24 protein-coding genes and 4 tRNA genes are annotated in these 24,784 nt (G+C 22.4%); 17 read left to right on the top strand and 11 right to left on the bottom strand.

What is annotated here, in order from left to right:
- The first annotated feature begins 3 nt into the window (after positions 1 to 3).
- A complete protein-coding gene (rpmA, locus tag H0H38_RS02725; protein ID WP_185872749.1) occupies positions 4 to 270 on the top strand; it encodes a 50S ribosomal protein L27 in 267 nt (88 codons plus the stop codon).
- Positions 261 to 337 (top strand) — tRNA-Arg (locus H0H38_RS02720). The genes rpmA and H0H38_RS02720 overlap by 10 nt, the downstream gene beginning before the upstream one ends.
- A 57-nt stretch (positions 338 to 394) precedes the next feature.
- Here H0H38_RS02720 and H0H38_RS02715 read toward each other — a convergent pair.
- Positions 395 to 469 (bottom strand) — tRNA-Ile (locus H0H38_RS02715).
- A gap of 70 nt (positions 470 to 539) precedes the next feature.
- Here H0H38_RS02715 and H0H38_RS02710 point away from each other — a divergent pair.
- Positions 540 to 848 carry a ribosome-binding factor A gene (locus tag H0H38_RS02710; RefSeq protein ID WP_185872748.1) on the top strand — a complete coding sequence of 103 codons (309 nt, stop codon included), beginning with the start codon at positions 540 to 542 and terminating at the stop codon, positions 846 to 848.
- A 35-nt stretch (positions 849 to 883) separates the two neighbouring features.
- On the opposite strand, the gene H0H38_RS02705 is transcribed toward H0H38_RS02710, so the two are convergent.
- Positions 884 to 1,801, bottom strand: coding sequence for a ribonuclease Z (locus tag H0H38_RS02705; RefSeq protein ID WP_185872747.1), 918 nt, complete (start codon positions 1,799 to 1,801; stop codon positions 884 to 886).
- On the bottom strand, positions 1,783 to 2,583 hold the full coding sequence (locus tag H0H38_RS02700; RefSeq protein WP_185872746.1) for a CPBP family intramembrane glutamic endopeptidase: 801 nt from the start codon (positions 2,581 to 2,583) through the stop codon (positions 1,783 to 1,785). The genes H0H38_RS02705 and H0H38_RS02700 overlap by 19 nt, the downstream gene beginning before the upstream one ends.
- Positions 2,584 to 2,681: 98 nt before the next feature.
- Here H0H38_RS02700 and H0H38_RS02695 point away from each other — a divergent pair, with 98 nt between their 5' ends.
- Positions 2,682 to 3,869, top strand: coding sequence for a M14 family zinc carboxypeptidase (locus H0H38_RS02695; RefSeq protein WP_238785397.1), 1,188 nt, complete (start codon positions 2,682 to 2,684; stop codon positions 3,867 to 3,869).
- A 1-nt stretch (position 3,870) separates the two neighbouring features.
- Here the strand turns inward: H0H38_RS02695 and rpmH are convergent, their stop codons facing one another.
- A complete protein-coding gene (gene rpmH, locus H0H38_RS02690) occupies positions 3,871 to 4,020 on the bottom strand; it encodes a 50S ribosomal protein L34 (RefSeq protein WP_185872745.1) in 150 nt (49 codons plus the stop codon).
- A 205-nt stretch (positions 4,021 to 4,225) separates the two neighbouring features.
- Between rpmH and fabZ the strand changes: the two genes are divergently transcribed.
- From fabZ to gap, 7 genes are all read left to right on the top strand, one after another.
- Complete coding sequence (fabZ, locus tag H0H38_RS02685) at positions 4,226 to 5,524, top strand: 3-hydroxyacyl-ACP dehydratase FabZ (RefSeq protein ID WP_185873035.1); 1,299 nt, start codon at positions 4,226 to 4,228, stop codon at positions 5,522 to 5,524.
- A gap of 4 nt (positions 5,525 to 5,528) precedes the next feature.
- Positions 5,529 to 6,131 carry an elongation factor P gene (locus H0H38_RS02680; RefSeq protein ID WP_185872744.1) on the top strand — a complete coding sequence of 201 codons (603 nt, stop codon included), beginning with the start codon at positions 5,529 to 5,531 and terminating at the stop codon, positions 6,129 to 6,131.
- A 13-nt stretch (positions 6,132 to 6,144) separates the two neighbouring features.
- Positions 6,145 to 7,074, top strand: a complete 930-nt coding sequence (gene sucD / locus H0H38_RS02675) for a succinate--CoA ligase subunit alpha (protein WP_185872743.1) — start codon at positions 6,145 to 6,147, stop codon at positions 7,072 to 7,074.
- Entirely contained in the window at positions 7,044 to 7,652 is a 609-nt protein-coding gene (pth, locus tag H0H38_RS02670) for an aminoacyl-tRNA hydrolase (protein ID WP_185872742.1), read from the top strand. The genes sucD and pth overlap by 31 nt, the downstream gene beginning before the upstream one ends.
- Positions 7,653 to 7,656: 4 nt before the next feature.
- Positions 7,657 to 7,731 (top strand) — tRNA-Arg (locus tag H0H38_RS02665).
- Positions 7,732 to 7,753: 22 nt separating this feature from the next.
- Positions 7,754 to 9,583: a translation elongation factor 4 gene (gene lepA, locus H0H38_RS02660; RefSeq protein WP_317168658.1), complete on the top strand. Its 1,830-nt coding sequence runs from the start codon at positions 7,754 to 7,756 to the stop codon at positions 9,581 to 9,583.
- Between the two features lie 13 nt (positions 9,584 to 9,596).
- A complete protein-coding gene (gap, locus tag H0H38_RS02655) occupies positions 9,597 to 10,616 on the top strand; it encodes a type I glyceraldehyde-3-phosphate dehydrogenase (RefSeq protein WP_185872740.1) in 1,020 nt (339 codons plus the stop codon).
- Positions 10,617 to 10,624: 8 nt separating this feature from the next.
- On the opposite strand, the gene H0H38_RS02650 is transcribed toward gap, so the two are convergent.
- Positions 10,625 to 11,053, bottom strand: coding sequence for a type I restriction enzyme HsdR N-terminal domain-containing protein (locus H0H38_RS02650; RefSeq protein ID WP_185872739.1), 429 nt, complete (start codon positions 11,051 to 11,053; stop codon positions 10,625 to 10,627).
- Between the two features lie 29 nt (positions 11,054 to 11,082).
- Between H0H38_RS02650 and H0H38_RS02645 the strand changes: the two genes are divergently transcribed.
- Both H0H38_RS02645 and H0H38_RS02640 read left to right on the top strand, forming a co-directional pair.
- Complete coding sequence (locus tag H0H38_RS02645; protein ID WP_185872738.1) at positions 11,083 to 12,051, top strand: NAD(P)/FAD-dependent oxidoreductase; 969 nt, start codon at positions 11,083 to 11,085, stop codon at positions 12,049 to 12,051.
- On the top strand, positions 12,048 to 13,514 hold the full coding sequence (locus H0H38_RS02640) for a glycine--tRNA ligase (RefSeq protein ID WP_185872737.1): 1,467 nt from the start codon (positions 12,048 to 12,050) through the stop codon (positions 13,512 to 13,514). Before H0H38_RS02645 ends, H0H38_RS02640 begins: the two co-directional genes overlap by 4 nt.
- On the opposite strand, the gene H0H38_RS02635 is transcribed toward H0H38_RS02640, so the two are convergent.
- The 3 genes from H0H38_RS02635 to H0H38_RS02625 all read right to left on the bottom strand — a co-directional run bounded on the left by H0H38_RS02635 (position 13,485) and on the right by H0H38_RS02625 (position 16,804).
- Positions 13,485 to 15,521, bottom strand: coding sequence for a phenylalanine--tRNA ligase subunit beta (locus tag H0H38_RS02635; protein WP_185872736.1), 2,037 nt, complete (start codon positions 15,519 to 15,521; stop codon positions 13,485 to 13,487). The two genes, H0H38_RS02640 and H0H38_RS02635, sit on opposite strands and share 30 nt — an antisense overlap.
- On the bottom strand, positions 15,518 to 16,564 hold the full coding sequence (locus H0H38_RS02630; protein WP_185872735.1) for a beta clamp domain-containing protein: 1,047 nt from the start codon (positions 16,562 to 16,564) through the stop codon (positions 15,518 to 15,520). Before H0H38_RS02630 ends, H0H38_RS02635 begins: the two co-directional genes overlap by 4 nt.
- Positions 16,565 to 16,730: 166 nt before the next feature.
- Positions 16,731 to 16,804: transfer RNA gene (locus H0H38_RS02625), tRNA-Met, on the bottom strand.
- Positions 16,805 to 16,870: 66 nt separating this feature from the next.
- Here H0H38_RS02625 and pdxH point away from each other — a divergent pair.
- On the top strand, positions 16,871 to 17,527 hold the full coding sequence (gene pdxH / locus H0H38_RS02620; protein ID WP_185872734.1) for a pyridoxamine 5'-phosphate oxidase: 657 nt from the start codon (positions 16,871 to 16,873) through the stop codon (positions 17,525 to 17,527).
- 10 nt (positions 17,528 to 17,537) lie between these two features.
- Here the strand turns inward: pdxH and H0H38_RS02615 are convergent, their stop codons facing one another.
- Positions 17,538 to 17,804, bottom strand: coding sequence for an HU family DNA-binding protein (locus tag H0H38_RS02615; protein WP_185872733.1), 267 nt, complete (start codon positions 17,802 to 17,804; stop codon positions 17,538 to 17,540).
- A gap of 76 nt (positions 17,805 to 17,880) precedes the next feature.
- On the bottom strand, positions 17,881 to 18,876 hold the full coding sequence (locus tag H0H38_RS02610; RefSeq protein ID WP_238785396.1) for a methionyl-tRNA formyltransferase: 996 nt from the start codon (positions 18,874 to 18,876) through the stop codon (positions 17,881 to 17,883).
- Positions 18,877 to 18,967: 91 nt separating this feature from the next.
- On the opposite strand from H0H38_RS02610, the gene H0H38_RS02605 reads away from it, so the two are divergent.
- The 3 genes from H0H38_RS02605 to H0H38_RS02595 all read left to right on the top strand — a co-directional run bounded on the left by H0H38_RS02605 (position 18,968) and on the right by H0H38_RS02595 (position 23,051).
- Positions 18,968 to 19,201: a DUF2795 domain-containing protein gene (locus H0H38_RS02605; protein WP_185872732.1), complete on the top strand. Its 234-nt coding sequence runs from the start codon at positions 18,968 to 18,970 to the stop codon at positions 19,199 to 19,201.
- Positions 19,202 to 19,210: 9 nt separating this feature from the next.
- A complete protein-coding gene (locus H0H38_RS02600; protein WP_185872731.1) occupies positions 19,211 to 22,339 on the top strand; it encodes a preprotein translocase subunit SecA in 3,129 nt (1,042 codons plus the stop codon).
- A 184-nt stretch (positions 22,340 to 22,523) separates the two neighbouring features.
- Complete coding sequence (locus H0H38_RS02595) at positions 22,524 to 23,051, top strand: SanA/YdcF family protein (protein WP_238785395.1); 528 nt, start codon at positions 22,524 to 22,526, stop codon at positions 23,049 to 23,051.
- Positions 23,052 to 23,053: 2 nt separating this feature from the next.
- Here the strand turns inward: H0H38_RS02595 and menD are convergent, their stop codons facing one another.
- Positions 23,054 to 24,739 carry a 2-succinyl-5-enolpyruvyl-6-hydroxy-3-cyclohexene-1-carboxylic-acid synthase gene (menD, locus tag H0H38_RS02590; RefSeq protein WP_238785394.1) on the bottom strand — a complete coding sequence of 562 codons (1,686 nt, stop codon included), beginning with the start codon at positions 24,737 to 24,739 and terminating at the stop codon, positions 23,054 to 23,056.
- Positions 24,740 to 24,784: the final 45 nt, after the last annotated feature.

Raw genomic sequence — 24,784 nt, 5'->3', positions numbered from 1 at the left:
TATATGGCACATAAAAAAGGGGCTGGAAGTTCTAGAAACGGTAGAGATTCTGCTGGTCGCAGATTAGGTGTAAAAATATTTGGTAATCAATATATTAAATCTGGTGGTATTATTGTACGTCAACGTGGAACAAAATATTTACCTGGAAAATATGTAGGTATTGGAAAAGATCATACATTATATGCAATGAAAAATGGTTTTGTTTATTTTAAAAAAGGAAAAAAGAAGTTTACAATATCTATTATATCAAAAAAATACTTGGCTGGATAGTTTAATTGGATAGAACAATAGTTTCCTAAACTATAAGTTGTAGGTTCGAATCCTCATCCAGTCACCAATCACTATCATTATAGTAATAGTATAGTAATAGTAGTGATAATAGGAAGAAGAATAGTGGTCCCAGTTGGATTTGAACCAACGACTTCCTGATTATGAGTCAGGAGCTCTAACCATACTGAGCTATGGGACCAAGCAATAAAAATACAATTTTACAACAATATTTATATGATTACAAATTTTTATTAATTAAAATGATATAAATGGATACTATTAAAAAGAAAAAATTAAATTCAATATTTTATTCAGAAATAGCAAATCTTATTCAACAAGATATATATAAAAAAGTTTTAAAAAAAGGAATTGTAATTACATTAATTAAAATTAATTTTAGTAAAAATATGAATTTGATAAAAGGATATATATCAATTTATCCTTTTATAGATGAACAAATTTTAACACAAATTAAATCACAAACTAAAATTTATAGAAAATTTCTTTCTAAAAAATTACGATATCATGTAAAAAAAGTTCCTAAATTAAATTTTATTATTTTGAATAATTATTTGTGATAACGTTTTTTTAGCAAAACAATTTTTTGTTGATATTATAAAAAATAAGTATGTAAAGATTTAGATGCTTCTACATTATGAAAAATTTGTTTAGCTTCTTTTTCAAAAGATTGAATATCCGTAAATCTATGAGAATAATGACCTAATAATAATTTTTTTACTTTTGCTTCTTTTGCAATAAAAGCTGCTTGATAAGCCGTTGAATGACCTGTATTAATCGCTCTCATTTTTTCTATATTAAGAAAAGTTGATTCATGATATAATAAATCTACAAATTGTATGTGTTCTATAATATTAGGATCAAAAGATGTATCAGAACAGAAAGCATAAGATAATGTTTTTTTTGGATTAAAAGTTAATTTGGAGTTTGGAATAATGATACCATCATGTGTTTTAAAGTCTTTTCCTATTTTTAAATTTTTATAATCAACAAAATTTATATAAGGAATTTTTTGTATTTCATGCATATTTAATTTTCGATAATTATATTTTTCTTTAAATAAAAAGCCATTAGTATAAATTCTATGTTTTAATGGTATTGTATAAATTTCGATATTTTCATTATCAAAAATTTTTTCTCTTTGCTTAGAAGATAATTCTATATAAATAATGTAATATTTTAATTTAGTATTAGACCATTTAAAATGTGATTCTATAATTTCTTTTAACCCTTTTGGTGCATAAATATTTAAAGATTTTTCTCTTCCTAATAAATGAAATGTAGATAATAACCCAATTAATCCAAAAAAATGATCTCCATGTAAATGAGAAATAAAAATATGTTCAATTTTATTAAATTTTATTTTTGACTTTCTTAATTGTACTTGCGTACCTTCTCCACAATCTATAAGTAAATAATAACCTTTTATTTTCAAAATTTGAGATGTGGGATAGAATTTAGTTGTAGGTATTGAAGAGTGACATCCTAGAATGGTTAAGGAAGGATTTTCCATTTTGTTTTATTTTTAAAAATAAAAATGCAACCAAAAATAATAATAGTAATACAACTAATTAATATAATATAATTTGAAGTCAAATTATAAAATATTTGTTCATTTTTTGTCATAAAAAATAACATAAATGAAGCAACAATATTATTAAATATATGTAATAATATACAATCTATAATAGAAACGTTAACAACGTAAATAAATCCAATAAAACTTCCAATTAACAATCCACTTATAAATTGCCAAGGATTCATATGAGTTAACCCAAATAGGAAAGAAGAAAATAAAATAGCTTTTACTGGATGTATATTATTTTTTAACATTCCATGTAAAATAATGCCTCTAAATAGTATTTCTTCACATATAGGCGCTAATATAGATGTTATAAAAAAAAAAGTAATTGTATTTTTAGATTCTTCTATAACAAATTTTTCTATTTCTTTATGCATATTGCCTATAATTGGCCCATTTTTAGGAATTAAACAAATTAAATAATTATTACATATTATTATACATAACATTATAAAAAATAATACAGTATAAATTTTATATGAAGAAATTTTAAGTGAAAAATCTATAATTTTATTTTGTTTTTTATTTGTATAAAAAATATATGCAAATAAACATAAAAATGGAATAATATATAATATTGAAAATATAATATATTTAGGTATATTAATTGATATTAATAAATTTTTTAAAAAAACATTAATAACATTTAATATGCAAAATTTTAAAATTAATATAAAAGATTCAATATAATTTATTCTATATAATCTTTTCATAAAAATTTAATTTTTAATTATAGTTATGCATTTATATTACAATTTATTCTTTTATTTCAAATACAATAGTGATATATAATTTTTTTTTATAATATAATATGAGTAATATATTGAATTTTTTTAATATAAATACTTGGTTATCTAATTATGATTCTATAATTATGGATCATGAAATAGATAATTCTAAAGTATTTAAATATATTAATCTTTTAAAGATTATAAAAAAATATAAAAAAATTTGTTCTATTATTCCAATTGGACGATCTATAGAAAATAGAAAAATTTTTAAAATCAAATGGGGAACAGGATCTTATAAAATTTTTATTTGGTCTCAAATGCATGGTAATGAAACAACAGGAACAAAAGCTATGTTTGATATGTTACATTTTTTTTTAAAACAAAAAAACACCGATTTAGTAAAATTTTTAGAACAAAAAGTAAATATTGTTTTTATTCCTATGTTAAATCCAGATGGAGCTGAAACATTTAAAAGAAGAAATTCTATTAATATTGATTTAAATAGAGATGCATTACGATTACAATCTCCTGAAATTAAAGTTTTATTTAATGAAATAAAAATTAATCAACCAAATATATTATTTAATTTACATGATCAAAAAAGTATTTATAATATTGGTGATAAAATGTTTAATCCATCTATCATATCATTTTTATCTCCTTCAATTGGTAAAGAACAATCAATTCATATTAATTTAGAAAGAAAAAAAGCTATGGGATTTATTTCTCTTATTGCAAAAACAATATCTAAATTTTTACCTAAAATAGGATCTATAGGTAGATATTCTGATCAAATATATCCTACATCAGTAGGTGACAATTTGCAAAAACTTGGAAAATCTTGTATTCTTTTTGAAGCTGGAAATTATCCTGGAGACTTTAAAAAAACAATTATAAGAAAATATAATGCATTATCTATTTTAATAGGACTGTATATTCTTTCTACTACAAAAAATATGGAACAAGAATACTATGATTATTTTTCGATTTCTGAAAATACAATCAAATTAATGGATAAAATTTATAGACAAATTGTAGTTAAAAAAAACAGTCAAAAATTTATTTTGGATATAGGAATAAATTATATTGACAAGTATAATGGTGTTACAAATGATCTTGATGTAATACAAAAAGTGATAGATATAGGTGATTTATCTAATTTTTTTGCATATCAAGATATATTATGTAAAGGTCAAAGTATCTACAACAAACAAGGACAAAATTTTTTTCCAAACAAAGGAGAAATAGAATTCTTTAATATTTATTAATTTATTTTTTAAATTTTTTTACGGATAATTGACTTCTTTTTTTTTTTCTTCTTCTAGATATAATTTTTCTTCCATTTTTCGTTTTCATTCTTGTTAAGAATCCATGGAGATTTAGTTTTTTTTTATTAGAAGGTTGAAATGTTCTTTTCATAAAAATTGAACTAAAATAGTTTTGTGATTAAATTTTTATTTTGAAATAAAGAATTATACATCCAAGAATAAATCCTATTAAAAAAAAATATAAAACGTCTTAACATATAATAACAGAGTTTAATTGTTTAATTTTAGTATTTAAATTTAGTAATTTTTTTTATGTTATAAAATAATTTGAATTTGATAATTTTAAATAAAAACATATTTTGAAAAAGCAAAAAACTATTTCAAAAAAAATTTCTTTTAAAGGAGTAGGATTGTATACAGACAAATATGTTACAATGACGTTTAAACCTGCCCCGGAACATACTGGTTTTATTTTTATAAGAAAAGATATAACGAATCATCCTTGTATTCAAGCAAATTTATCATGTGTAATTAATGAAACAGATAAAGGAATTATTTTAAATAAAAATGGATATTTAGTTCGTACGAGTGAACATGTGCTTGCCGCTTTAACAGGGATGGATTTAGATAATATTATAGTGGAATTAGATAATGTAGAAATTCCTATTATGGATGGATCTTCTAAATATTTTGTAGAAGCTATTGAAAAAGTTGGAATTGTAGAACAAAATGCTGATAGAGAATATTATTCTATACAAAATATAGTTTCTTATGAAGATAAGAAAACAGGTAGCGTAATTTTTGCATTTCCATCTAACAAGTTTGAGATACTAACTATAGTAGATTTTGATTTAAGTTGGTTAAGTGTTCAAAATTCTATTTTTCAACATATAAATCAATTTAAAAATCATATAGCAAGTTCCAAAACTTTTTGTCTATTATATGATGATAGACAACAAAGAAGATGTTGTTGTTCAGAAACAGATAATAAAAAACAAATTTTTTCATATTATTGTAGTAGGAATTATAATCAAGAAATTGCTAATCATTTTCTTTTAGATATTATTGGATGTTTAACTTTGATTGGAAAAAAATTAATAGGAAAAATAATAGCATATAAACCATATAATTCAATTAATGTAAAATTTGCTAAAAAAATGATTAGTGAAATTAATAAAGAAGAAAATAATATTAAATTTAATTTAACACAACAACCAATTTTTGATATTAAAAAAATCATGAAAATATTACCCCATAAACCTCCATTTTTATTGGTTGATAAAATTTTAGAATTAAAAGAAAATTATGTAGTTGGTATTAAAAATGTTACAATAAATGAACCATTTTTTATTGGACATTTTCCTAATGAACCTATAATGCCTGGGGTTTTGCAAGTAGAAGCAATAGCACAAGTTGGAGGAGTTTTAGTTTTAAGTAAATTAAAAAATCCAGAAATATATTCTACATATTTTTTACAAATAGAAAAGGTAAAATTTAAAAAAAAAGTAGTACCTGGAGATTTATTAGTTTTTAAAGTAATTTTAAAAAATCCTATAAAAATGGGAATTGTACATATGGAAGGAAAAGGATATGTTAACAGTCAATTAGTTGTGGAAGCAATAGTAATCGCAAAATTAGTAAAACAAATAGTATAACAAAATGTTAAAAAATAAACGAACAAAACTTTATGTACATATTCAAAAAGGATTGTATTTAAAATATAATAATGAAATTTATAAAGTAATTGATTATATGCATGTAAAACCTGGGAAGGGAGATGCATTTATTAGGACTAAATTAAGACATGTTATTAATAATAATATATTAGAAAATAATTTTCCTTCTAAACATAGAATAAGAGAAGTTGAAGTTAAATCAAAAATTTATAGATTTTTATATAAGACAAAAAATTTATTTTATTTCATGAATATTGAAAATTATCAAACAATTACAATCGATAATATTTTAATGAAAAATATTGAATTTCTAAAAGAAGGAATGAATTTTTATATTTATTTTAAAATTGAAAATAATATAAAAACAATTTTATGTATTAAAATGCCATCTACTGTGATTTTACAAGTTCAAGAGACCATGCCTGTAAAAAAAGGAGATGTTATTCAAAAATCTAGTAAAATAGCTATTTTAGAAACTAAAAATAAATTATTAGTACCTGTATTTATAAATACTGGAGAATTTATTAAAATTAATACATATAAAAAGTCTTATATAGAAAGAATAATAACAAAAAAAATAAAATAATTTATTATTTGTGATGAGTATTTTAGTTAATGAAAATTCTCGTGTAATTGTTCAGGGATTAACCGGAAAAGAAGGTTTATTTCATACTCAAAAAATGTTGGATTATGGAACATTAATAGTAGGTGGAGTTACTCCAGGTAAGGGAGGAAAAATATGTTTAGGAATACCGATTTTTAATACTATGGAAGATGCTGTAAAGCATACCAATGGTAATGTCAGTATTATTTTTGTTCCATCCGCAGTTGCTTCAGATGCTATTATGGAAGCTATTAGTGTAAAAATGAACATTATTGTTTGTATTACAGAAGGAATTCCAATATCTGATATGATTAGAGTAAAATATTTTTTAAAAGGTAAAACAAGCTATTTAATTGGACCCAATTGTCCTGGAATAGTTTCTTCAGAAAAATCAAAAATTGGAATTATGCCAAATTTGATTTTTAGAAAAAAAGGGAATATAGGAATTGTATCTAGATCAGGAACATTAACTTATGAAGCAGCAGATCAAATATTAAAAATGGGGTATGGCATTTCCACAGCAGTTGGAATAGGAGGTGATTCTATTATAGGAATAAATATTAAGGATGTAATTAATTTATTTTTGGATGATATAGAAACTGAATGTATTGTTTTAATTGGAGAAATTGGAGGTAAATTAGAGATATATGCAGCAACATGGTTTAAAAATTTACAAAAAATAAATAAAAAACCTATAATTGGTTTTATAGCTGGTCAAACTGCGCCTAAAGGAATAACTATGGGTCATGCTGGCGCTATTATAGGAAAAGACATTGAAACTGCACAATCAAAAATTGAAATATTAGAAACATGTGGTATTCATATGGTAAAATCACTTTATGAAATTGGTATGAAAGTACATGAAATTCTTTGTAAGAAAGAAATAAATATATTATGGCTTTATGTATTCATAAAAATGATATAAAATATTTAATAATAGGATTAGGTAATCCTGGAATAATATATAATTATACTAGACATAATATTGGATTTTTTATTTTAGATAAAATATCTGAAAAATATTCATTTACTTTTATAAAAAAAAAGTTAGGATTTGTTTCTTCAATTTTATCATATAAAAATAAAAAAATATTTTTTTTAAAACCTTATACATATATTAATGAAAGTGGACTTGCAGTAAAATATTGGATGAAAAAAGAAAAAGTGTCTTTAAATAACATACTTATAATATTAGATGATATTTATCTTGATTTTGGAACTTTTCGTTTAAAAGGAAAAGGTGGGAATGGTGGACATAATGGCTTGAAGAGTATTGAAAAAGAATTAAAAACTGATCATTATGCACGTCTTAGATTTGGAATTAAGAATGATTTGTTCATAACAAATAAAATAGATTATGTATTAGGTAATTGGTACCAACATGAATTAAAATATATATTAAAAAAAATAGATATTAGTATGGATATAATTTTTTCATTTGTAGTTAATGGATTAATATATACTATGAATATTTTTAATCATAAATGTAAATTAAAAAATTAAATAAGACCTTGTAGTTTAATTTAGGATAGAATATAGGATTCCGGATCCTATGGAATGGGTTCGAATCCCTTCAAGGTCTTTTAAAAATTTATTTTTGTATGATTCGTTATATTCGTAATTTTTGTATTATTGCACATATAGATCATGGTAAAAGTACTTTAGCAGATAGGTTATTAGAATTTACAAATACTATCCCTATCCCTCATTATAATAATAAAAGCAATAAAACTCAGTTATTAGATGATATGGAGTTAGAAAGAGAAAGAGGAATTACTATTAAAAGTCATGCAGTTCATATGAACTATCGTTATAAAAATAATATGTATACTCTCAATTTAATAGATACTCCTGGTCATGTCGATTTCTCTTATGAAGTTTCTCGTTCTATTGCTACTTGTGAAGGTGCTTTATTGGTAGTAGATTGTACACAAAGTGTTCAAGCACAAACTATATCTAATTTGTATTTAGCATTGAAAAAAAATCTTATTATTATTCCTATTATTAATAAAGTTGATTTATTAGAGAATAATGACCCTAGATATGATAATACTATTTCTGAAATGATGGAATTATTAGGATGTAAATCTCATCAAGAGATTATATCTGTTAGTGCTAAAAAAGGTATAGGTATTAAAAAGATCTTAGAAAGAATTATTACAGAAATACCGCATCCTACAGGGAATTTATATTATCCTCTTCAAGCTATTATTTTTGATTCTATTTATAATCCTTTTACAGGAATTATTGCTTATTTTAAAGTGATGAATGGAGTGATGAAAAAAGGACAAAAACTTATATTTATGTCAACTGGAAAAATGTATTCTGCACATGAAATAGGAAAACTTCAATTAAAAAGAATTGCTAAAAATAAGATAATAACAGGTGATGTTGGTTATGTTGTTTCTGGAATCAAAAATGCAGATGAAGTGAAAGTTGGAGATACAATTACAGATGCTAAATATCCTGCATTAAAATCTGTAGATGATTTTGAAGAAGTTAAACCTATGGTATTTGCTAGTATTTATCCTGTAGATTCTAATGATTATGAGGACTTGCTGTCATCGATGGAAAAATTAAAATTAAATGATGCTTCTTTAATTTTTAATACAGTATCTTCTTCTGCGTTAGGCTATGGATTTCATTGTGGATTTTTAGGAATACTTCATATGGAAATTATAAAAGAACGTTTAAAAAGAGAGTATGGATTGAATATTATTATTACTGTGCCTAATGTGTCTTATAGAATTTTTAAAAAAAGACTTAATGGTTGTTTTGTTATAATCAATAATCCTTCAGAATTTTCTGATATGGAAAAACTAATTAAAATAGAGGAACCTTATGTTTTAGTTAATATTATAAGTACAGCAAATTTTATAGGATCTATTATTTCTTTATGTATGGAAAAACGTGGAAATATGATTGGATCACATAAATATTTATCTTTTGGAAAAAGAGTTCATTTATCATTTGAAATGCCACTTGCTGAAATTATGTTTGATTTTTATGATAAATTAAAAACTATTTCTAGAGGATATGCATCATTTGATTATAATTTTTTAACTTATAAAAGTTCTGATTTAAAAAAACTGACTATATTTATTAATCATAAACAAATTGATCCTTTATCTATTATTGTTCATAAAAAGCATATGTTAATGCGAGCAAAACAAATTTGTCATGAATTATCTTTACTTATTCCAAAACATCAGTTTAGTATACCAATTCAAGTGTCTATTTCTGGTAAAATTGTTGCAAGGGAAACAGTAAAAGCTTTAAGAAAGGATGTAACTGCTAAATGTTATGGAGGTGATATATCTAGAAAAAGAAAATTATTAGAAAAACAAAAAAAAGGAAAGAAAAAAATGCGTAAAATAGGAAAAGTAAATATTCCTAATTCTACTTTTATCAATTTTTTAAAAGTTAAAAATTAAAACTTATATTATTATGTCTGTGATTAAAATAGGAATTAATGGTCTTGGAAGAATAGGAAAAATGGTGTTAAGTTCTATGATAGAAAGAGACAATTTTCATATTGTTGCCGTTAATGATTTAGCCTCAGTTGATTATTTAGCTTATATGTTAAAATATGATTCAGTTCATGGAAGATTTAAAGGTAAAATTAACATAGAAGATAATTATTTAATTGTAAATGGAAAAAAAATAACAGTTACTAATGAAAAAAATCCAGATAATTTAAAATGGAATAAATTGGATGTTGAATATGTGATAGAATCTACAGGAGTTTTTTTAACTAAAGAATTAGCTAGTATTCATTTAAAATCTGGAGTAAAAAAAGTAATTTTATCTGCTCCACCAAAGGATAAGGATATTCCTATGTATGTAATGGGGGTTAATCATGAAACATTAAAAATTCATCATCCTTCTATAATTTCTAATGCATCTTGTACTACTAATTGTTTAGCACCAATTGTGAAAGTTTTAAATGATAAGTTTGGAGTTACAAAAGGATTAATGACTACAATACATGCATCTACTGCAACACAAAAAGTTGTTGATTCGGTTTCTGCTAAAGATTGGAGATCTGGTAGATCATCATTGAATAATATTATTCCTGCATCTACTGGGGCCGCAGAGGCAGTTGGAAAAATTATTCCAAGTATCAATGGAAAATTAACTGGAATGGCTTTTCGAGTTCCAATATTAGATGCTTCTGTGTTAGATTTAACTGTTTGTTTAAAATCTTATACAAATTATAATGAAATTAAATCTAGTATGAAAATTGCATCTGAAACTTCATTAAAAGGAATATTAGGATATACTGAAGAATTAGTAGTTTCTACAGATTTTATAGGAGATACTAGAACGTCTATTTTTGATGCAAGTTCAAGTATGATGTTAAATTCTACTTTTGTTAAAATCATATCATGGTATGATAATGAAGTGGGTTATGCATCTAAAATAGTAGATCTTATAGATTATATTCACTCTTATTGTTATAATTAATATTTATATTATAATGGAATATCATCCATAAATAAATATTTATGATTATTTATTTTACAAATTAAGTGTTTTATTCCATTACTAATCATTAAATATGGTGCTTTAATTTTTATATTATATTTAGAAATTTGATCGAATGTTTTTTGTGTAATTGAAATATTGGGAGATTTACATTCAATCAATAAATGTGGTTTTTGTTTTTTATAAACTAAAAGATCCAATCTATTGTTTGAATTATTAATTTTAAAAGGATATTCTATACATATATCAGATGTTTTGTAATGTTTCTGTTGTAATAAAAATAATATATATTGTCTAACTAATTCTTCTCCAGAAAAAACATAAAATTTTTTTCTAATATTGCAGAATATATAATTTTTTTTATTGACACAAGTCAAATATAAATAATTTGTAATAAAAAGATTAAAATCTGACATAACATTAAAAAAACAAAAATATAGTTTTTATGTTTAATAATAATAAAATCCACAATTGCGTAATTATTGGATCTGGGCCTGCTGGATATTCTGCATCTATATATGCAGCACGTGCTGATCTTAATCCAATTATGTTTATGGGATCAATGCCAGGCGGCCAATTAATTAATACACATTATATTGATAATTATTTAGGATATCCTAAAGGTATTAATGGATCTAAATTTATGGAATGTTGCAAAGAACAAGCAAAAAAATTTAATGTTATTTTAATTTATAAAAATGTTCTAAAAGTAGAATTATCTGATCAAAAAGGAGGAATACATTACATTTATTATGAAAATAAAAAATATATCCAAAGTAGAGGGTTAATTATTGCAACTGGTTCTAGTCCTAAATTTTTGGATATAGATATAAATAAAGAAAAAAAATTATTAGGATTAGGAATTTCTTTTTGTGCTACATGTGATGGATTTTTTCATAAAGGAAAAGATGTTGCTATTGTAGGTGGTGGGGATACTGCTTTAGAAGAAGCTATTTTTTTATCTAAAATTTGTAATCATGTTTATATCTTAGTAAGAAAAAATTATTTTAAAGCATCTAAAATATTGCAACAAATCATTTATCAAAAAAATAATATAAAAATTTTATTTTGTTCTAAGATTGTAAAGTTTCTAGGTAAAAATTTTTTAGAAGGAATTAAAGTATTAGATTCAAAAGCTGATAAAATTTATACTATTTTAATTAGTGGATTATTTATTGCTATTGGACATGTTCCAAATACACAATTATTTAAAAATCAAATTATAATGGATAATTTAGGATATATTTCAGTTCAAGATGGTAATACATATACTAATAAACCAGGAGTATTTGCAGCGGGAGATGTACAGGATCCTATATATCGTCAAGCTATTATTTCAGCTGGTACTGGATGTATGGCTGCATTAGATTTAGAAAAATATTTGAATAATAATATATCATTTTATGAAAAATGAATCAAATAAATTTGCATTTTTTAGTAACTCATGCTAAACATTATGGATTTATTTACCCTTCTAGTGAAATTTATGGAGGAATAAGTTCTATTTATGATTATGGTCCATATGGACTAGAATTAAAAAAAAATATACAAAAATATTGGTGGAAATCTATGATTCAACTGCATGATAATATAGTTGGATTAGATTCATCTATTTTAATGCATAATGCTGTATGGAAAGCATCTGGACATATAGAAAAATTTAATGATTTATCAATTGATAATAAAGATTCTAAGAAGAGATATAGTCCAGAAATTTTAATAAAAGAATTTTTATTAAAAACAGATCAAAAAAATAGAAAAAAATTTTTAGAAAGATTGAATAAATATTTATTAAATAATAATTTATCTGATATTGAATCTTTAATAAAAGAATTAAATATTTTTGATCCAATTTCTGGATCCAAAAATTGGACGAATATTCATTTATTTAATATGATGTTTAAAATGAATGAAAGACAAGGAGGATTTTTTTTACGTCCAGAAACGGCTCAAGGAATTTTTACTAATTTTAATAATGTAAAAAAATCAATGAGAATGAAAATACCTTTTGGTATTGCACAAGTTGGAAAATCATTTAGAAATGAAATCATAGCTAGACAATTTATTTTTCGTATGCGTGAGTTTGAACAAATGGAACTACAATTTTTTATTTCTCCTAAAGAAGAAAAAAAATGGTATAATTATTGGAAAAAATTGCGTTTACAATGGCATTTAGAACTTAATTTGGGAAATAATAAATATAAAATGATAGAACAAAATAAATTAGCTCATTATGCAAGTTATGGAACAGATATAAAATTTAATTTTCCTTTTGGATTAAAAGAAATAGAAGGGATACATTGTCGTAGAGATTTTGATTTAAAAAAACATGAATTTTTTTCAAAAAAAAAATTTAGAGTTTTTAAAGAATCAAAACAAGATTATAATTATATTCCTTATGTCATTGAAACTTCACTTGGGTTAGATAGAATTTTATTAGCTATATATTCTTCTTCTTTAAAATTAGAAAAAATACAACCACCAAATGGTGGGAGTAGTAATAACAGGATTGTATTAAAAATTCCTTATTATTTGTCTCCTATAAAAGCAGCAATATTTCCATTAGTTTCAAAACAAGGTCTTCCAGAAATTGCAAAAAAAATATTTAATGATATCAAAATAGATTATAAATTAATTTATGACGCAAAAAGTTCAATTGGAAAATTATATAGAAGACAGGATGCTATAGGAACCCCTATTTGTTTTACTGTAGATTATGATACTATTCACAATAATACAGTCACTATGAGAGATAGAGATACTATGCAACAAAAAAGAATACCAATAGCTTCAATTTCCCATATTTTAAGAGAAAAAATTAGTATGAAAAAAATATTAAAAAAATTATTATATTTTTCCTCTAATATCGGCTCCTAAATTGTTTTTTAATAATATTATTATATTATCGATTACATTATTAATAATTGAATTAGTTAATGTTTCTTTGTCGCTTTTAAATAAAAATCTTATATGATAAGATTTTTTTGAAATAGGTAAATTTTTCCCTTCATATAAATCTAATATTTGTATATCTTTGATTAATTTTAGTTTATATTGTTGTTTTTTTAATGTTTGATAAATTGTTTCAAATAATATTTTTTTATCTACTAAAATGGATAAATCTCTTTTTGAAAGAGGATATTTTGAATGTTTATAAAACGTTATTGTTTTATTTTTTACAATTGATATAAAATATTCCCAATCTATTTCTGCATAAACGACATGTCTTCCTTTTATATTATTTTTATATATACCTATTTCTGCTAATTTATTTTTTTTATATATCATTAATATGCTATTGTATAGTAATGGGTGATGAGAAATATTTTGAGTATAATTATGAATACCAAGTCTTTGAAAAATTTTTTCTAAAATGCCTTTTAAATAAAAGAATCGATATTCAATAGAATAATTATTATTTTGGCTTTCTAATATACTTAATCCTAAATAATTTTTTTCGCAAAAATGATTGTTCTTATCATAAAAAATTTTTCCTAATTCAAAAAATTTAATATCATTATCAGTACTATGAAAATTGGATTTAAAATTATTAATCATTCCAAAAAAGAGATTTGTTCGCATAGAATCGTAATGTTTATTAATAGGATTTTTAACATGAATAGATTCTATTTTCATAAAAAAATTAAAATCAATAATTTCTTTATTTTTATCATTTATCATAGGTAAATTGATAACTTCTTGAAATCCATAATTGATTAATTGATTAGTCACTAAATATTTTATATTTTCGATGATTGTAGTTTTATAATAAGTAGGTTGATAAATTTGAAATTTATTATATTTTTTTGTTATTTTATTAATACCATATATACGGATAATTTCTTCAATTAAATCTATTTCTCTTTTAAGATCTATTCTATAAATAGGAATAAGTACTGTAAGTGATTGTTCATTTTCTTCTACAATTTTTATTACTAATAATAAAATAATTTTTTTTATAAGTTTTTTAGAAATTGTTTTTCCAATAACATTTATTACTTTGTTATAACGTATTGTGATTTGTATAGGATAAATTGGTTTTAAATAATTATCAATAATATTAGAAAAATTTATGTGTTTTTTACTAATTTTTTGTAGTAAAAAAATAAATCTACTTAAAGCAAGTAATGTGTTATTAGGATCTGTATTTCTTTCTAAGAAATATTGTGCATGTGTTGTTGGTATAAAATGATGTAAATCTATTTTTTTGATATTATATAGTGGAAAATTTATACATAATAATAAAATATTTTTATTTATTGTTTCATTTATTGATTGATTATTTATAATTGATAATGGTTTCTCTAGATCAGAGATTATTATATATTTTTTATTAATTGCTATTTTCTTTTGTATTATTTGATTGTTGGTTGATTTAATGAAAAGTTTTTTGCCTTTTATTTGATCTATATTTAAAATTTGTATAGGTTGTCCTAATTCATACATAATAAAATTTGTGATATCAATAATATTATTAATTGATTTAATTCCAATTGATTTTAATATATTTTGTAACCATATTGGAGATAACTCTATTTTTGTATTAAAAATTATTAGATAAGAATATCTTATACATTGAATAGTTGGATCAATTGATATTTGAAAATTATTTTTTTTTAAACTTTCATTATTATTATATTGATATACTTTTGGGTTATTTAAAGATATTTTTTTATAATTTTTAAATTTAAAAAAAGCATATAAATCTCTGGCTAGACCATAATAACTAATGGCATCAGGACGATTAGTGGGAATTTCAATATCTATTAGATTTTTTTTGATGTTTTTTACTAAAAATCCCATATTTATTAATACATCTGATATATTTTTAATCTTTATATCAATATTAATATATTTTTTTAGCCAATTATATGATATTTTCATATTATGGACATAATCAAAATTTTAATTGATTCTTTATTTTTTTTCTTAAAAAATGGTTTGAATAATCCAATATTTTTATTGCAACAAAGTTCAAAATTTATACAAGATTCATTTATAGATGATAAAATATCTATTAAAAATTGAGTATTAAATTTCATTATAATTATATTATGATTATTATTTAATAATTTGAACTTACATTTAATCATGTAATAATTATGATTATTATTGATTGACTCTTCTTCATCTATTTTTAATGTGTCTTTAACCTGATTGTTAAAAATAAATCTAATAATACAAGGATTTTTCTTAGATAAAAAAGAAATTCTTTTAATATAATTTAAAAATAAATTTTTATTTATTATACATGATATATCAGTTATTTTTGGAAATTTAGAATTAAATTTTATATATGTAGGATTGAAATAATTACAAAAAAATATATTATTGTTCATTTGAAATTGAACGATATTTTTTTTATTATATTTTTCGATGACCATAGTAATTTTTTTGATATTCAATTTTTGTGTTAAAATATTATGTAATCTTCTTAAAGAAGAAAAATTAAGCATAATGAATTCTATAGGAGGTAAATTGGTTTTTAAATTATTGTGTGTAATAGTATATTGTACAAGTTTATAAGTATCAGTCAATATAAAATTATATACATATGGAGTTAATTGAAAAAATACTCCATTTATAATATTTTTAAAATATTGTTCTTCAGAAAATAATAAAGTATAATTTAAAATTTTTAATAAAGTAGAATAAGAAAAAACAATTTTTATAATAGTTCTTTTTTTTAAAAAAGGTTTTTTATTCCAATTTATAGGATAAGTAAAATTTTTTGTATTATTACTATTATCAATAGGAATATAGTAATAATCTTGTTTATATAAAATGATTAATATATTTTTTTTTATTTCTAATAATAAAGTTTCATTCATAAATGTTTGTAAAAAATTTATTATTAACGTTATAGAAATTGATATTTTTTTATTTGAAGATTGTTCTATAGATGTTTTAAGTTTAGTTATAAACAAATAATATCTATTTGATATATAGATAATTAATTCATAATTATTATTTGTTTTAAAAAAACACTTTAAATTTTTTTTACAATTTGAAACTTTATATAAAAAATATAGTCTATTTAACAAATAAGAACTGCGAATATAAAATTTCATATTATTTAATAAATAAAAAAAATAGCGTGAGGGGGAATTGAACCCCCGACCTTTGGGTTATGAGACCAACGCTCTATCCAACTGAGCTATCACGCCTATTGATGAAATCAACTTAAGTTTTTTGTTAAGTTAATATAATTTTATTTAAAACAATAGTTAGTTATGGATTTAAGCAATTATAGAAAAAATTATGAATCAACAAAATATTTAATAGAAAAAAATATTCCTAAAATTCCAATTGACTTATTTCATTCTTGGTTTCAAGAAGAAAAACAAATGTCTTCTAATGATAAAGAAGTAAATGCAATGTCAATATCCACAATTGGAAAAGATGGGGCACCTGAAACAAGAATTGTACTATTGAAACAATATTCTGAACAAGGATTTATATTTTATACTAATTACTTGAGTGCAAAAGGATTAGCTATACGAAATAATCCAATGACATGTATATCTTTTTATTTTACAAATACAGATAGACAAATATTAATTAAAGGAAAAACTTTTAAATTAAATATTAAACAATCAGATAGATATTTTAATGAAAGACCAAGAGAACACCAAATTGGAAGTTGGGCATCTAAACAAAGTAAGATTATTTCTTCTAAAGAATATTTATTAGATAAATATAAAAAATGGAAAATGTTTTTCAAAACATGTAGAATAATCAAACGTCCTTTTGATTGGGGAGGATATATAGTAAAACCATATAAAATGGAATTTTGGCAGGGCCAACCATATAGACTTCATGATAGATTAGTCTATTATTTAGAATTAGAAACAGATAAAAAATGGAATTTATTTAGATTATCTCCATAACTAACTACTACTATAATTTTGATAATTCTGATCCTATTTTAAATTTAGCTACTTTTTTTCCAGGAATATGTATTTTTTGTCCTGTTCTAGGGTTTACGCCAGTTCTTGGATTTCTATCTATTACAGAAAATGTTCCAAATCCTATTAAAGTAACTTTATTGCCTTGTTTTAAAGATTGAATGATTGTTTGTATAAAAGATTCTATTACAGTTTTTACTTCGTTTTTTGCAATTCCTGTTTTCTCAGAAATAGAGTGTACCAATTCTGTTTTATTCATGAATAAAATAATTTGTAGTTTATTTTAAAGTATAAAGTATAAAATAGCAAATATAATTAAATCTTAATGATTTAGTTTATTTAACAAATATATTTGTTTTAATTTTTATTCCATTAATGATATTTTTTATAAACATTTTTTTTCTTCCTTCTAATTGTCCTTCAATAATAGATATAAATCCTTTTATTGCTGATATTTTCATTTCAAATGCAGAAATTGTTACTAATCCAAGTGGAAATAAATGAGTTGATAGTATTTTTTTTGATAAAAATATTTTAAACCTATAAAATTTATTTTTTATAAATAAATAAGTCCATGCTGTTGGATAAGGACTTAATCCTCTTATTTGATTATGTATAACATCTACACATGATGTTTGCCATTTAATTCTACAATCTTCATTATATATCTTTCTAGCATAGAAAAAAGATTTATAATATGTTGTGGTGGTATATGTAAAATGTTTATTATTAATTTCTTTTTTTGTTATTACTTCGTGTAAAGTTTTTATAATAACATTGCCGCTAATTTGTTTTAGTTTATTTTCAACTTCTCCATATGTTTCATTTTGTCCAATATTTATTTTATTTTGTAATATAATATTACCAGAATCTATGTCATCATTTTTTATAAAAAAGGTAGTTAATCCAGTTTGTGTTTCTCCATTGAGAATTGACCAATGAATAGGAAATGGACCTTTATAATTAGGTAGTATAGATGCATGTAAATTTAACGTTCCAATTTTTGGCAAATTCCAAATTTGTTTTGGTAAAATTCTAAATGAAACAACAATTTGTAGATCAATATTCCATGATTTTAAAGTTTCTATAAATGCAGTATCAATAAGATTTGTGGGTTGTAATATTGGAATTTTATTTTTTATTGCATATTGTTTAATTTTATTAAATACAAGATTTTGATTTTTTATGTATTTATCGGGATTAGTGATAATTCCTATTATATTATATTTAAGCATGTGTAATTGTTTTAATGAAAAAATAGAAAAAGATGTTCCACCGATAAAAACTATTCTAGGGTATTTTTTAATTTTTAAATTTTTATATTCAATCATGTTTAATTTAAAATTGCTAATTTTATGTTTTTTTTAAAAATCATTTATTTTTGAAAATCAAACATATAATTTTTTCAAAAAATATCAATATATGTATTGGACTTTAGAATTAGCTTCTCATTTGGAAGATGCACCTTGGCCAGCAACCAAAGAAGAATTAATTGATTTTGCTATTCGTACTGGTGCTCCATTAGAAGTAGTAGAAAATCTTCAACAATTAGAAAATGTTGATGGAGAAATTTTTGAATCTATAGAGGATATATGGGCTGATTATCCACGAGATGATGAAGATTTTTATTGGAATAGAGATGAATATGAATTATAAAATATAATCATGAAATTTTTTACAACAGTTTTCAAAAATTTATTTAAAAATAAAAATGATAGAGATCTTAATAAGATTAAAAAGTTTTTGTTTAAAATTAATATAAAAGAAAAAGAAATCGTTTCTTTATCAGACAATGGCTTAAGAAAAAAAACTATAGAATTTAAAAATATAATACAATCTGCTATTTATCATCTTTGTCAAAAAGAAAAAAAATTAATTGAAAAGACAAAAATGAGATCATGTTCTATTCATGATTTAGAAAAAAGTTCTTTAGAGAAAGAAAATATACAAAAAGAATGTTATAAAATAGAACAACAAATCTTACTTCAGATTTTACCAGAAGCATTTGCAGTTGTTAAAGAAACTGCTAAACGATTCAAAGAAAAGAAAAGATTAATAGTAAAATCAACATTATTTGATGAAGAGTTATCAAAAACAAAGTCTTATGTAACGTTAAAAGATGGATATTCAATTTGGAGTAATGAATGGAATGCTCATGGAAAACAGATTATTTGGGATATGGTTCATTATGATGTACAATTAATGGGTGGTGTAGTTTTACATCAAGGAAAAATTGCTGAAATGGCGACTGGAGAAGGTAAAACATTTGTTTCTACTTTATCTGCTTATTTAAATGCATTATCTGGAAGAGGGGTTCATATTGTTACAGTTAATAATTATTTATCAAAAAGAGATGCTAATTGGATGGGACCTTTAATGGAATTTCATGGATTAAGAGTTGATTGTTTAGATAATTATCATTCTTATCAATGTAATTTAAGAAAAAAAGCTTATTTAGCAGATATTACTTATGGAACAAATAATGAATTTGGATTTGATTATTTGCGTGATAATATGGCTACTTCACAAGAAGACCTAGTACAAAGAGAATTAAATTATGCTATTATAGATGAAATTGATTCAGTATTAATAGATGAAGCTAGAACTCCATTGATTATTTCCGGTCCAGTGATTTTTTATAAAGAGGAAAAAGAAGAATTTAAATTCTTAAAAGAAAAAGTAGATCTTATTGTCAAAGAACAAAAAAAAAAAGTTCAACAATTGTTGCAAGAATCTAAATATCTAATAAAATCTGGAAATAAACAATTAGGTGGATTGAAATTATTTCAATCATATAGAGGATTTCCAAAAAAAAAATCTTTAATTCAATTTTTAAATGAAGATAAAATTAGAATTATTTTACAAAAAATAGAAAATATATATTTATTACAAGATAATGGAAAAGATTTAACAACAGTAGATAGAGACTTATATTTTGTTATAGATGAAAAACATAATACGGTTGAACTTACTGATTTAGGTATACAATTTTTATCTAAAAATATGTCAAATATCAATTTTTTTGTTGTTCCAGATATTAATGTAGAAATTGCTGAATTAGAAAAAAAAAATTTACCTAAAGAAAAAGAAATAAAAGAAAAAGATAAATTAATACAAAATTTTACTATTAAATTACAAAGAATACATACTATTAATCAGCTGTTAAAAGCTTATACTTTATTTGAAAAAAATATAGATTATATAATTTTAGAAAATCAAGTAAAAATTGTAGATGAACAAACTGGTCGTATTATGGAAGGTAGGCGATATTCAGATGGACTACATCAAGCTATAGAAGCAAAGGAAAATCTAGAAATAGAAGCATCTAGTCAAACATTAGCTAGCATTACTTTACAAAATTATTTTAGAATGTATAAAAAAATATCAGGAATGACTGGAACAGCAGAAACAGAGGCTAGTGAATTTTTAGATATTTATAAACTAGATGTAGTTGTGATTCCTACACATAAACAAATTAAACGACATGATTTTCAAGATATTATATTTAAAACACAAAGAGAAAAATATAATGCAATTTTAGAACAAATTATATATCTTTCTAAAAACAAACATAGACCTGTTCTTGTAGGAACTACTTCTGTAGAAGTATCTGAATTATTAAGTAGAACATTAAAATTTAGAAAAATAAAACATAATGTACTCAATGCGAAATTACATCATAAAGAAGCAGATATTATTGCAAAAGCTGGATTGCCAGGTTCTGTTACTATAGCAACTAATATGGCAGGACGAGGGACTGATATTAAACTTTATAAAGATGTTGTAGAATTTGGTGGTTTAGCGGTCATAGGAACAGAAAGACATGATTCAAGAAGAGTAGATAATCAATTAAGAGGACGTTCTGGTAGACAAGGAGATCCAGGAAGTTCTCAATTTTATATATCATTAGAAGATAATTTAATACGTGTATTTTTACATTCAGAAAGATTATCAAAATTAATGGATCGATTTGGACATAAAGATGGAGATATTATCCAACATCCTTTATTAACAAAATCTATAGAAAGAGCACAAAAAAAAATAGAAGAAAATAATTTTAGTATAAGAAAACGTCTATTAGATTATGATGATGTAATTAATAAACAAAGAGAATTTATTTATAAAAAAAGAAAAAATGCATTATGTGGTGAAAAGTTAAATTTAGATATTTCTAATATGGTGTATAGTATATTACATTCTATAATTTCAATTAATAAATCATTTTTTGAAAATATAAAATATGAATTTTTTAATATATTTGGTGTTGAATTTTCAATAAAGAAAAAAGAATTAGTAGCTCATAAAGAACAATATATCATTAATTACTTACACGATATATTAATTGATTACTATGAAAAAAAGAAAGATAAAATTATTAAAAAATATTTACATACAATATTGTATAATAATACTAATATAAAATATGATTATCAAATTCAATATATTTTTACAAATTATGAGGCATCTAGTAAAATAGTAGTAAATACTAGTAAAACACATCTTATTAATAGTAATGGATATGCATTATTTTCAATATTAGAAAAAAAAACTATATTATCTTTTTTAGATGAAAAATGGAAGGAGCATTTACGAGAAATGGATAGTTTAAGACATTCAGTACAAAATGCAGTTTTTGAACAAAAAGATCCTTTAATTGTTTATAAGCAAAATGCTTTTAATTTATTTCAAGAAATAGTTGATGATATTAATAAAAAAATTATTTCTTTTTTATTTCAATCATTTATAATAAAAAGTGATGTATTTGTTCTTTCTTCACAAAGAAAAGTGAATTAGTTAAAATTACAACATATAGTTATAGATAATGTTATTTTTTATAAAGTTTAATTAACTAATTAGAATAATTAATATTTGAAATTAATGTATATAAATTGATTTATAAAAAAGTATATTATTATTTATTATTGTCAAAATAAAACGTATAATTATTATCATTATTTTTGGTATTATTTTTTGTCATTTGGGAATCAGTATTTGGTCAATTAACAAAAATTATAATAAAATTGATAACATTCCATATAATACATATGGTGTTGTTTTAGGAACTTCAAAATATTTGCATGGAGGTGGAATAAATGTATATTTTAAATATAGAATAGATGCTGCAAGTTTTCTTTTTTTTAATGGCAAAATACGTTATATCATTGTTAGTGGAGATAATAGAGATATTACTTATAATGAACCTAAAATGATGAAAAAAGAATTGATAAAAAAAGGTGTTCCTTCTCGTTTTATATATGAAGATTTGTATGGAATTGATACCTTACATTCTATATCAAGAGTTTATAAATTATATAATCAAATGAAATTTACTATTATTTCTCAAAAATTTCATAATGAAAGAGCTATTTTTATTGGCAATTGTTTAGGATTAGATGTTATTGGATTTAATGCAAAAAGTATTCCATTTCATTTAAAAATACAAATTAGAGAGATTTTAGCAAGAATAAAAGTGTTTATATATGTAGTAATTTGGATAATTCAATAATTTTAAAAAATAAAAGATATATAATCATTAAATATTTTTTTATTATTTGATTTGGTTGTATTTAATTCTAATAATATAGGTTTATTAGATTTATTCCAAAAACTAGATAAAACTTTTTTCAAAACAATAATATTAGATACATATTTATATTTCCAATGATACATTTCACAAATTTGTTTTGCTGTTAAAGAATGTTTAGTTTCAAAAAAATCAAAAGTATTTTTATGAATTTTTTTTTTTGTAATTAATCTAAAAATGTTTCCACCTCCATTATTAATTAATATAATTCTAAACCTATTTGGTGTATAATTATTCCATAAGGCATTGCTATCATAAAAAAAACTTATATCTCCAATTACTAAAGTTACTATTTTTGAACTATTTATAGAATGTCCAATAGCGGTAGAAACACTACCATCAATTCCTGATGTGCCTCTATTACAATAATATTTTATAGAATGTTTTTTTATATCAAACAGTTGATAGTATCGTATAATAGTACTGTTTCCTAAATGTAAAATTGATGTTTTTGGTATTGAATTAAATATTAAAAATAAAACTTTTAAATCTGAAAAACTATTTTCTTTTTTTAGAAAAAAATTATTTTTTATTTTTCTTTGATTTCTTAATTTTATCCATTTTTTTTTATAATTATAATAATCATCATTTATATTTTGTTTTTTTAAAATATTAAAAAATATTTCAGGTTGTATAGGCCAATAAATGGTAAGTTTATAATAAGTATCTGGATAATGATTAGTTTCTTCTCCTATATGCCAATGATATTTAGGAGGATATTTTCGCATAATATATTTCATTCTATTAGATATAATATGGCCACCAATGGTTAATAAAATTTGAGGTTTTAAACTTAACCATTCTGTTAATTTCATATTAAAGAATAATTGATCTATTGAAAATAAAAACTTGTCGTATAATTGAGAAGAAGTGTCGGAAAATATAACAATAGAAGAATCTTGATTGAATTTTTGGATGATTCTTTTTAGATGTTTATTTGGCGGATGTAATCCAATAAAAATGATTTTTTTTTTAGACCGTTCCCATATTTTTTTTTCTTTTATATAGGAATAATTTACGATGGTATTTACTACTGGTATATCCTTGATAATTTTAGGTTTAACTTGTATATGATTTACGGTATCATAAAGTGGATCTGTAAAAGGAATATTAATATGTACAGGTCGATTTTTTTTAATACAGTTATTAATAGCCTCATTAATTAATTTTTCATTATACCATAATCCGTTATTAGATTCTTCTTCAGTTAATTGTACAGAAGCAACTACATAATTTTTAAAAATATTTTCTTGATGAATAGATTGATTTTCTAATAAATAAGGTGTTTCTTTAGGTCTATCTGCAGTTATAAAAATTAGTGGAATGTATTGATAAAAAGCTTCAGTAAGTGCAGGATAATAATTAAGAACTGATGTGCCAGAAGTACAATTTAATAATACTGGATTATTAATTTGTTGTGCCATTCCAAGCGCAAAATATCCTGCAGAACGTTCATCTACAATACTATAAGTTTTAAAATAAGGATTAATGGTAAAATGAATAATAATTGGAGCATTTCTGGATCCTGGTGATATTACAATATGAAAAATTGATTTTGAAATTAGGATAATTCCTAAACTTTGAACTATTTTTTTTTTTGAGTAAATCATGTATTGTATGTGTATGTCTTGTCTGTGTTCTGTGTCTGGGATCAA

Source organism: Blattabacterium cuenoti, assembly GCF_014252355.1.
GTDB classification, from domain to species: Bacteria; Bacteroidota; Bacteroidia; order Flavobacteriales; family Blattabacteriaceae; genus Blattabacterium; species Blattabacterium cuenoti_AD.
Note: the sequence above shows the minus strand (reverse complement) of the source record. Positions and strands in the feature narration are given on the sequence as shown.

Coding starts and splice junctions, on each gene's coding strand:
- pdxH (WP_185872734.1), top strand. CDS start 16,871: ATGGATTTAAGCAATTATAGAAAAAATTATGAATCAACAAAATATTTA.
- sucD (WP_185872743.1), top strand. CDS start 6,145: ATGAGTATTTTAGTTAATGAAAATTCTCGTGTAATTGTTCAGGGATTA.
- H0H38_RS02635 (WP_185872736.1), bottom strand. CDS start 15,521: ATGAAAATATCATATAATTGGCTAAAAAAATATATTAATATTGATATA.
- pth (WP_185872742.1), top strand. CDS start 7,044: ATGGCTTTATGTATTCATAAAAATGATATAAAATATTTAATAATAGGA.
- H0H38_RS02695 (WP_238785397.1), top strand. CDS start 2,682: ATGAGTAATATATTGAATTTTTTTAATATAAATACTTGGTTATCTAAT.
- menD (WP_238785394.1), bottom strand. CDS start 24,739: ATGATTTACTCAAAAAAAAAAATAGTTCAAAGTTTAGGAATTATCCTA.
- H0H38_RS02700 (WP_185872746.1), bottom strand. CDS start 2,583: ATGAAAAGATTATATAGAATAAATTATATTGAATCTTTTATATTAATT.
- rpmH (WP_185872745.1), bottom strand. CDS start 4,020: ATGAAAAGAACATTTCAACCTTCTAATAAAAAAAAACTAAATCTCCAT.
- H0H38_RS02705 (WP_185872747.1), bottom strand. CDS start 1,801: ATGGAAAATCCTTCCTTAACCATTCTAGGATGTCACTCTTCAATACCT.
- H0H38_RS02615 (WP_185872733.1), bottom strand. CDS start 17,804: ATGAATAAAACAGAATTGGTACACTCTATTTCTGAGAAAACAGGAATT.
- H0H38_RS02680 (WP_185872744.1), top strand. CDS start 5,529: ATGTTAAAAAATAAACGAACAAAACTTTATGTACATATTCAAAAAGGA.
- H0H38_RS02600 (WP_185872731.1), top strand. CDS start 19,211: ATGAAATTTTTTACAACAGTTTTCAAAAATTTATTTAAAAATAAAAAT.
- H0H38_RS02640 (WP_185872737.1), top strand. CDS start 12,048: ATGAATCAAATAAATTTGCATTTTTTAGTAACTCATGCTAAACATTAT.
- H0H38_RS02650 (WP_185872739.1), bottom strand. CDS start 11,053: ATGTCAGATTTTAATCTTTTTATTACAAATTATTTATATTTGACTTGT.
- H0H38_RS02710 (WP_185872748.1), top strand. CDS start 540: ATGGATACTATTAAAAAGAAAAAATTAAATTCAATATTTTATTCAGAA.
- H0H38_RS02610 (WP_238785396.1), bottom strand. CDS start 18,876: ATGATTGAATATAAAAATTTAAAAATTAAAAAATACCCTAGAATAGTT.
- gap (WP_185872740.1), top strand. CDS start 9,597: ATGTCTGTGATTAAAATAGGAATTAATGGTCTTGGAAGAATAGGAAAA.
- H0H38_RS02645 (WP_185872738.1), top strand. CDS start 11,083: ATGTTTAATAATAATAAAATCCACAATTGCGTAATTATTGGATCTGGG.
- H0H38_RS02605 (WP_185872732.1), top strand. CDS start 18,968: ATGTATTGGACTTTAGAATTAGCTTCTCATTTGGAAGATGCACCTTGG.
- rpmA (WP_185872749.1), top strand. CDS start 4: ATGGCACATAAAAAAGGGGCTGGAAGTTCTAGAAACGGTAGAGATTCT.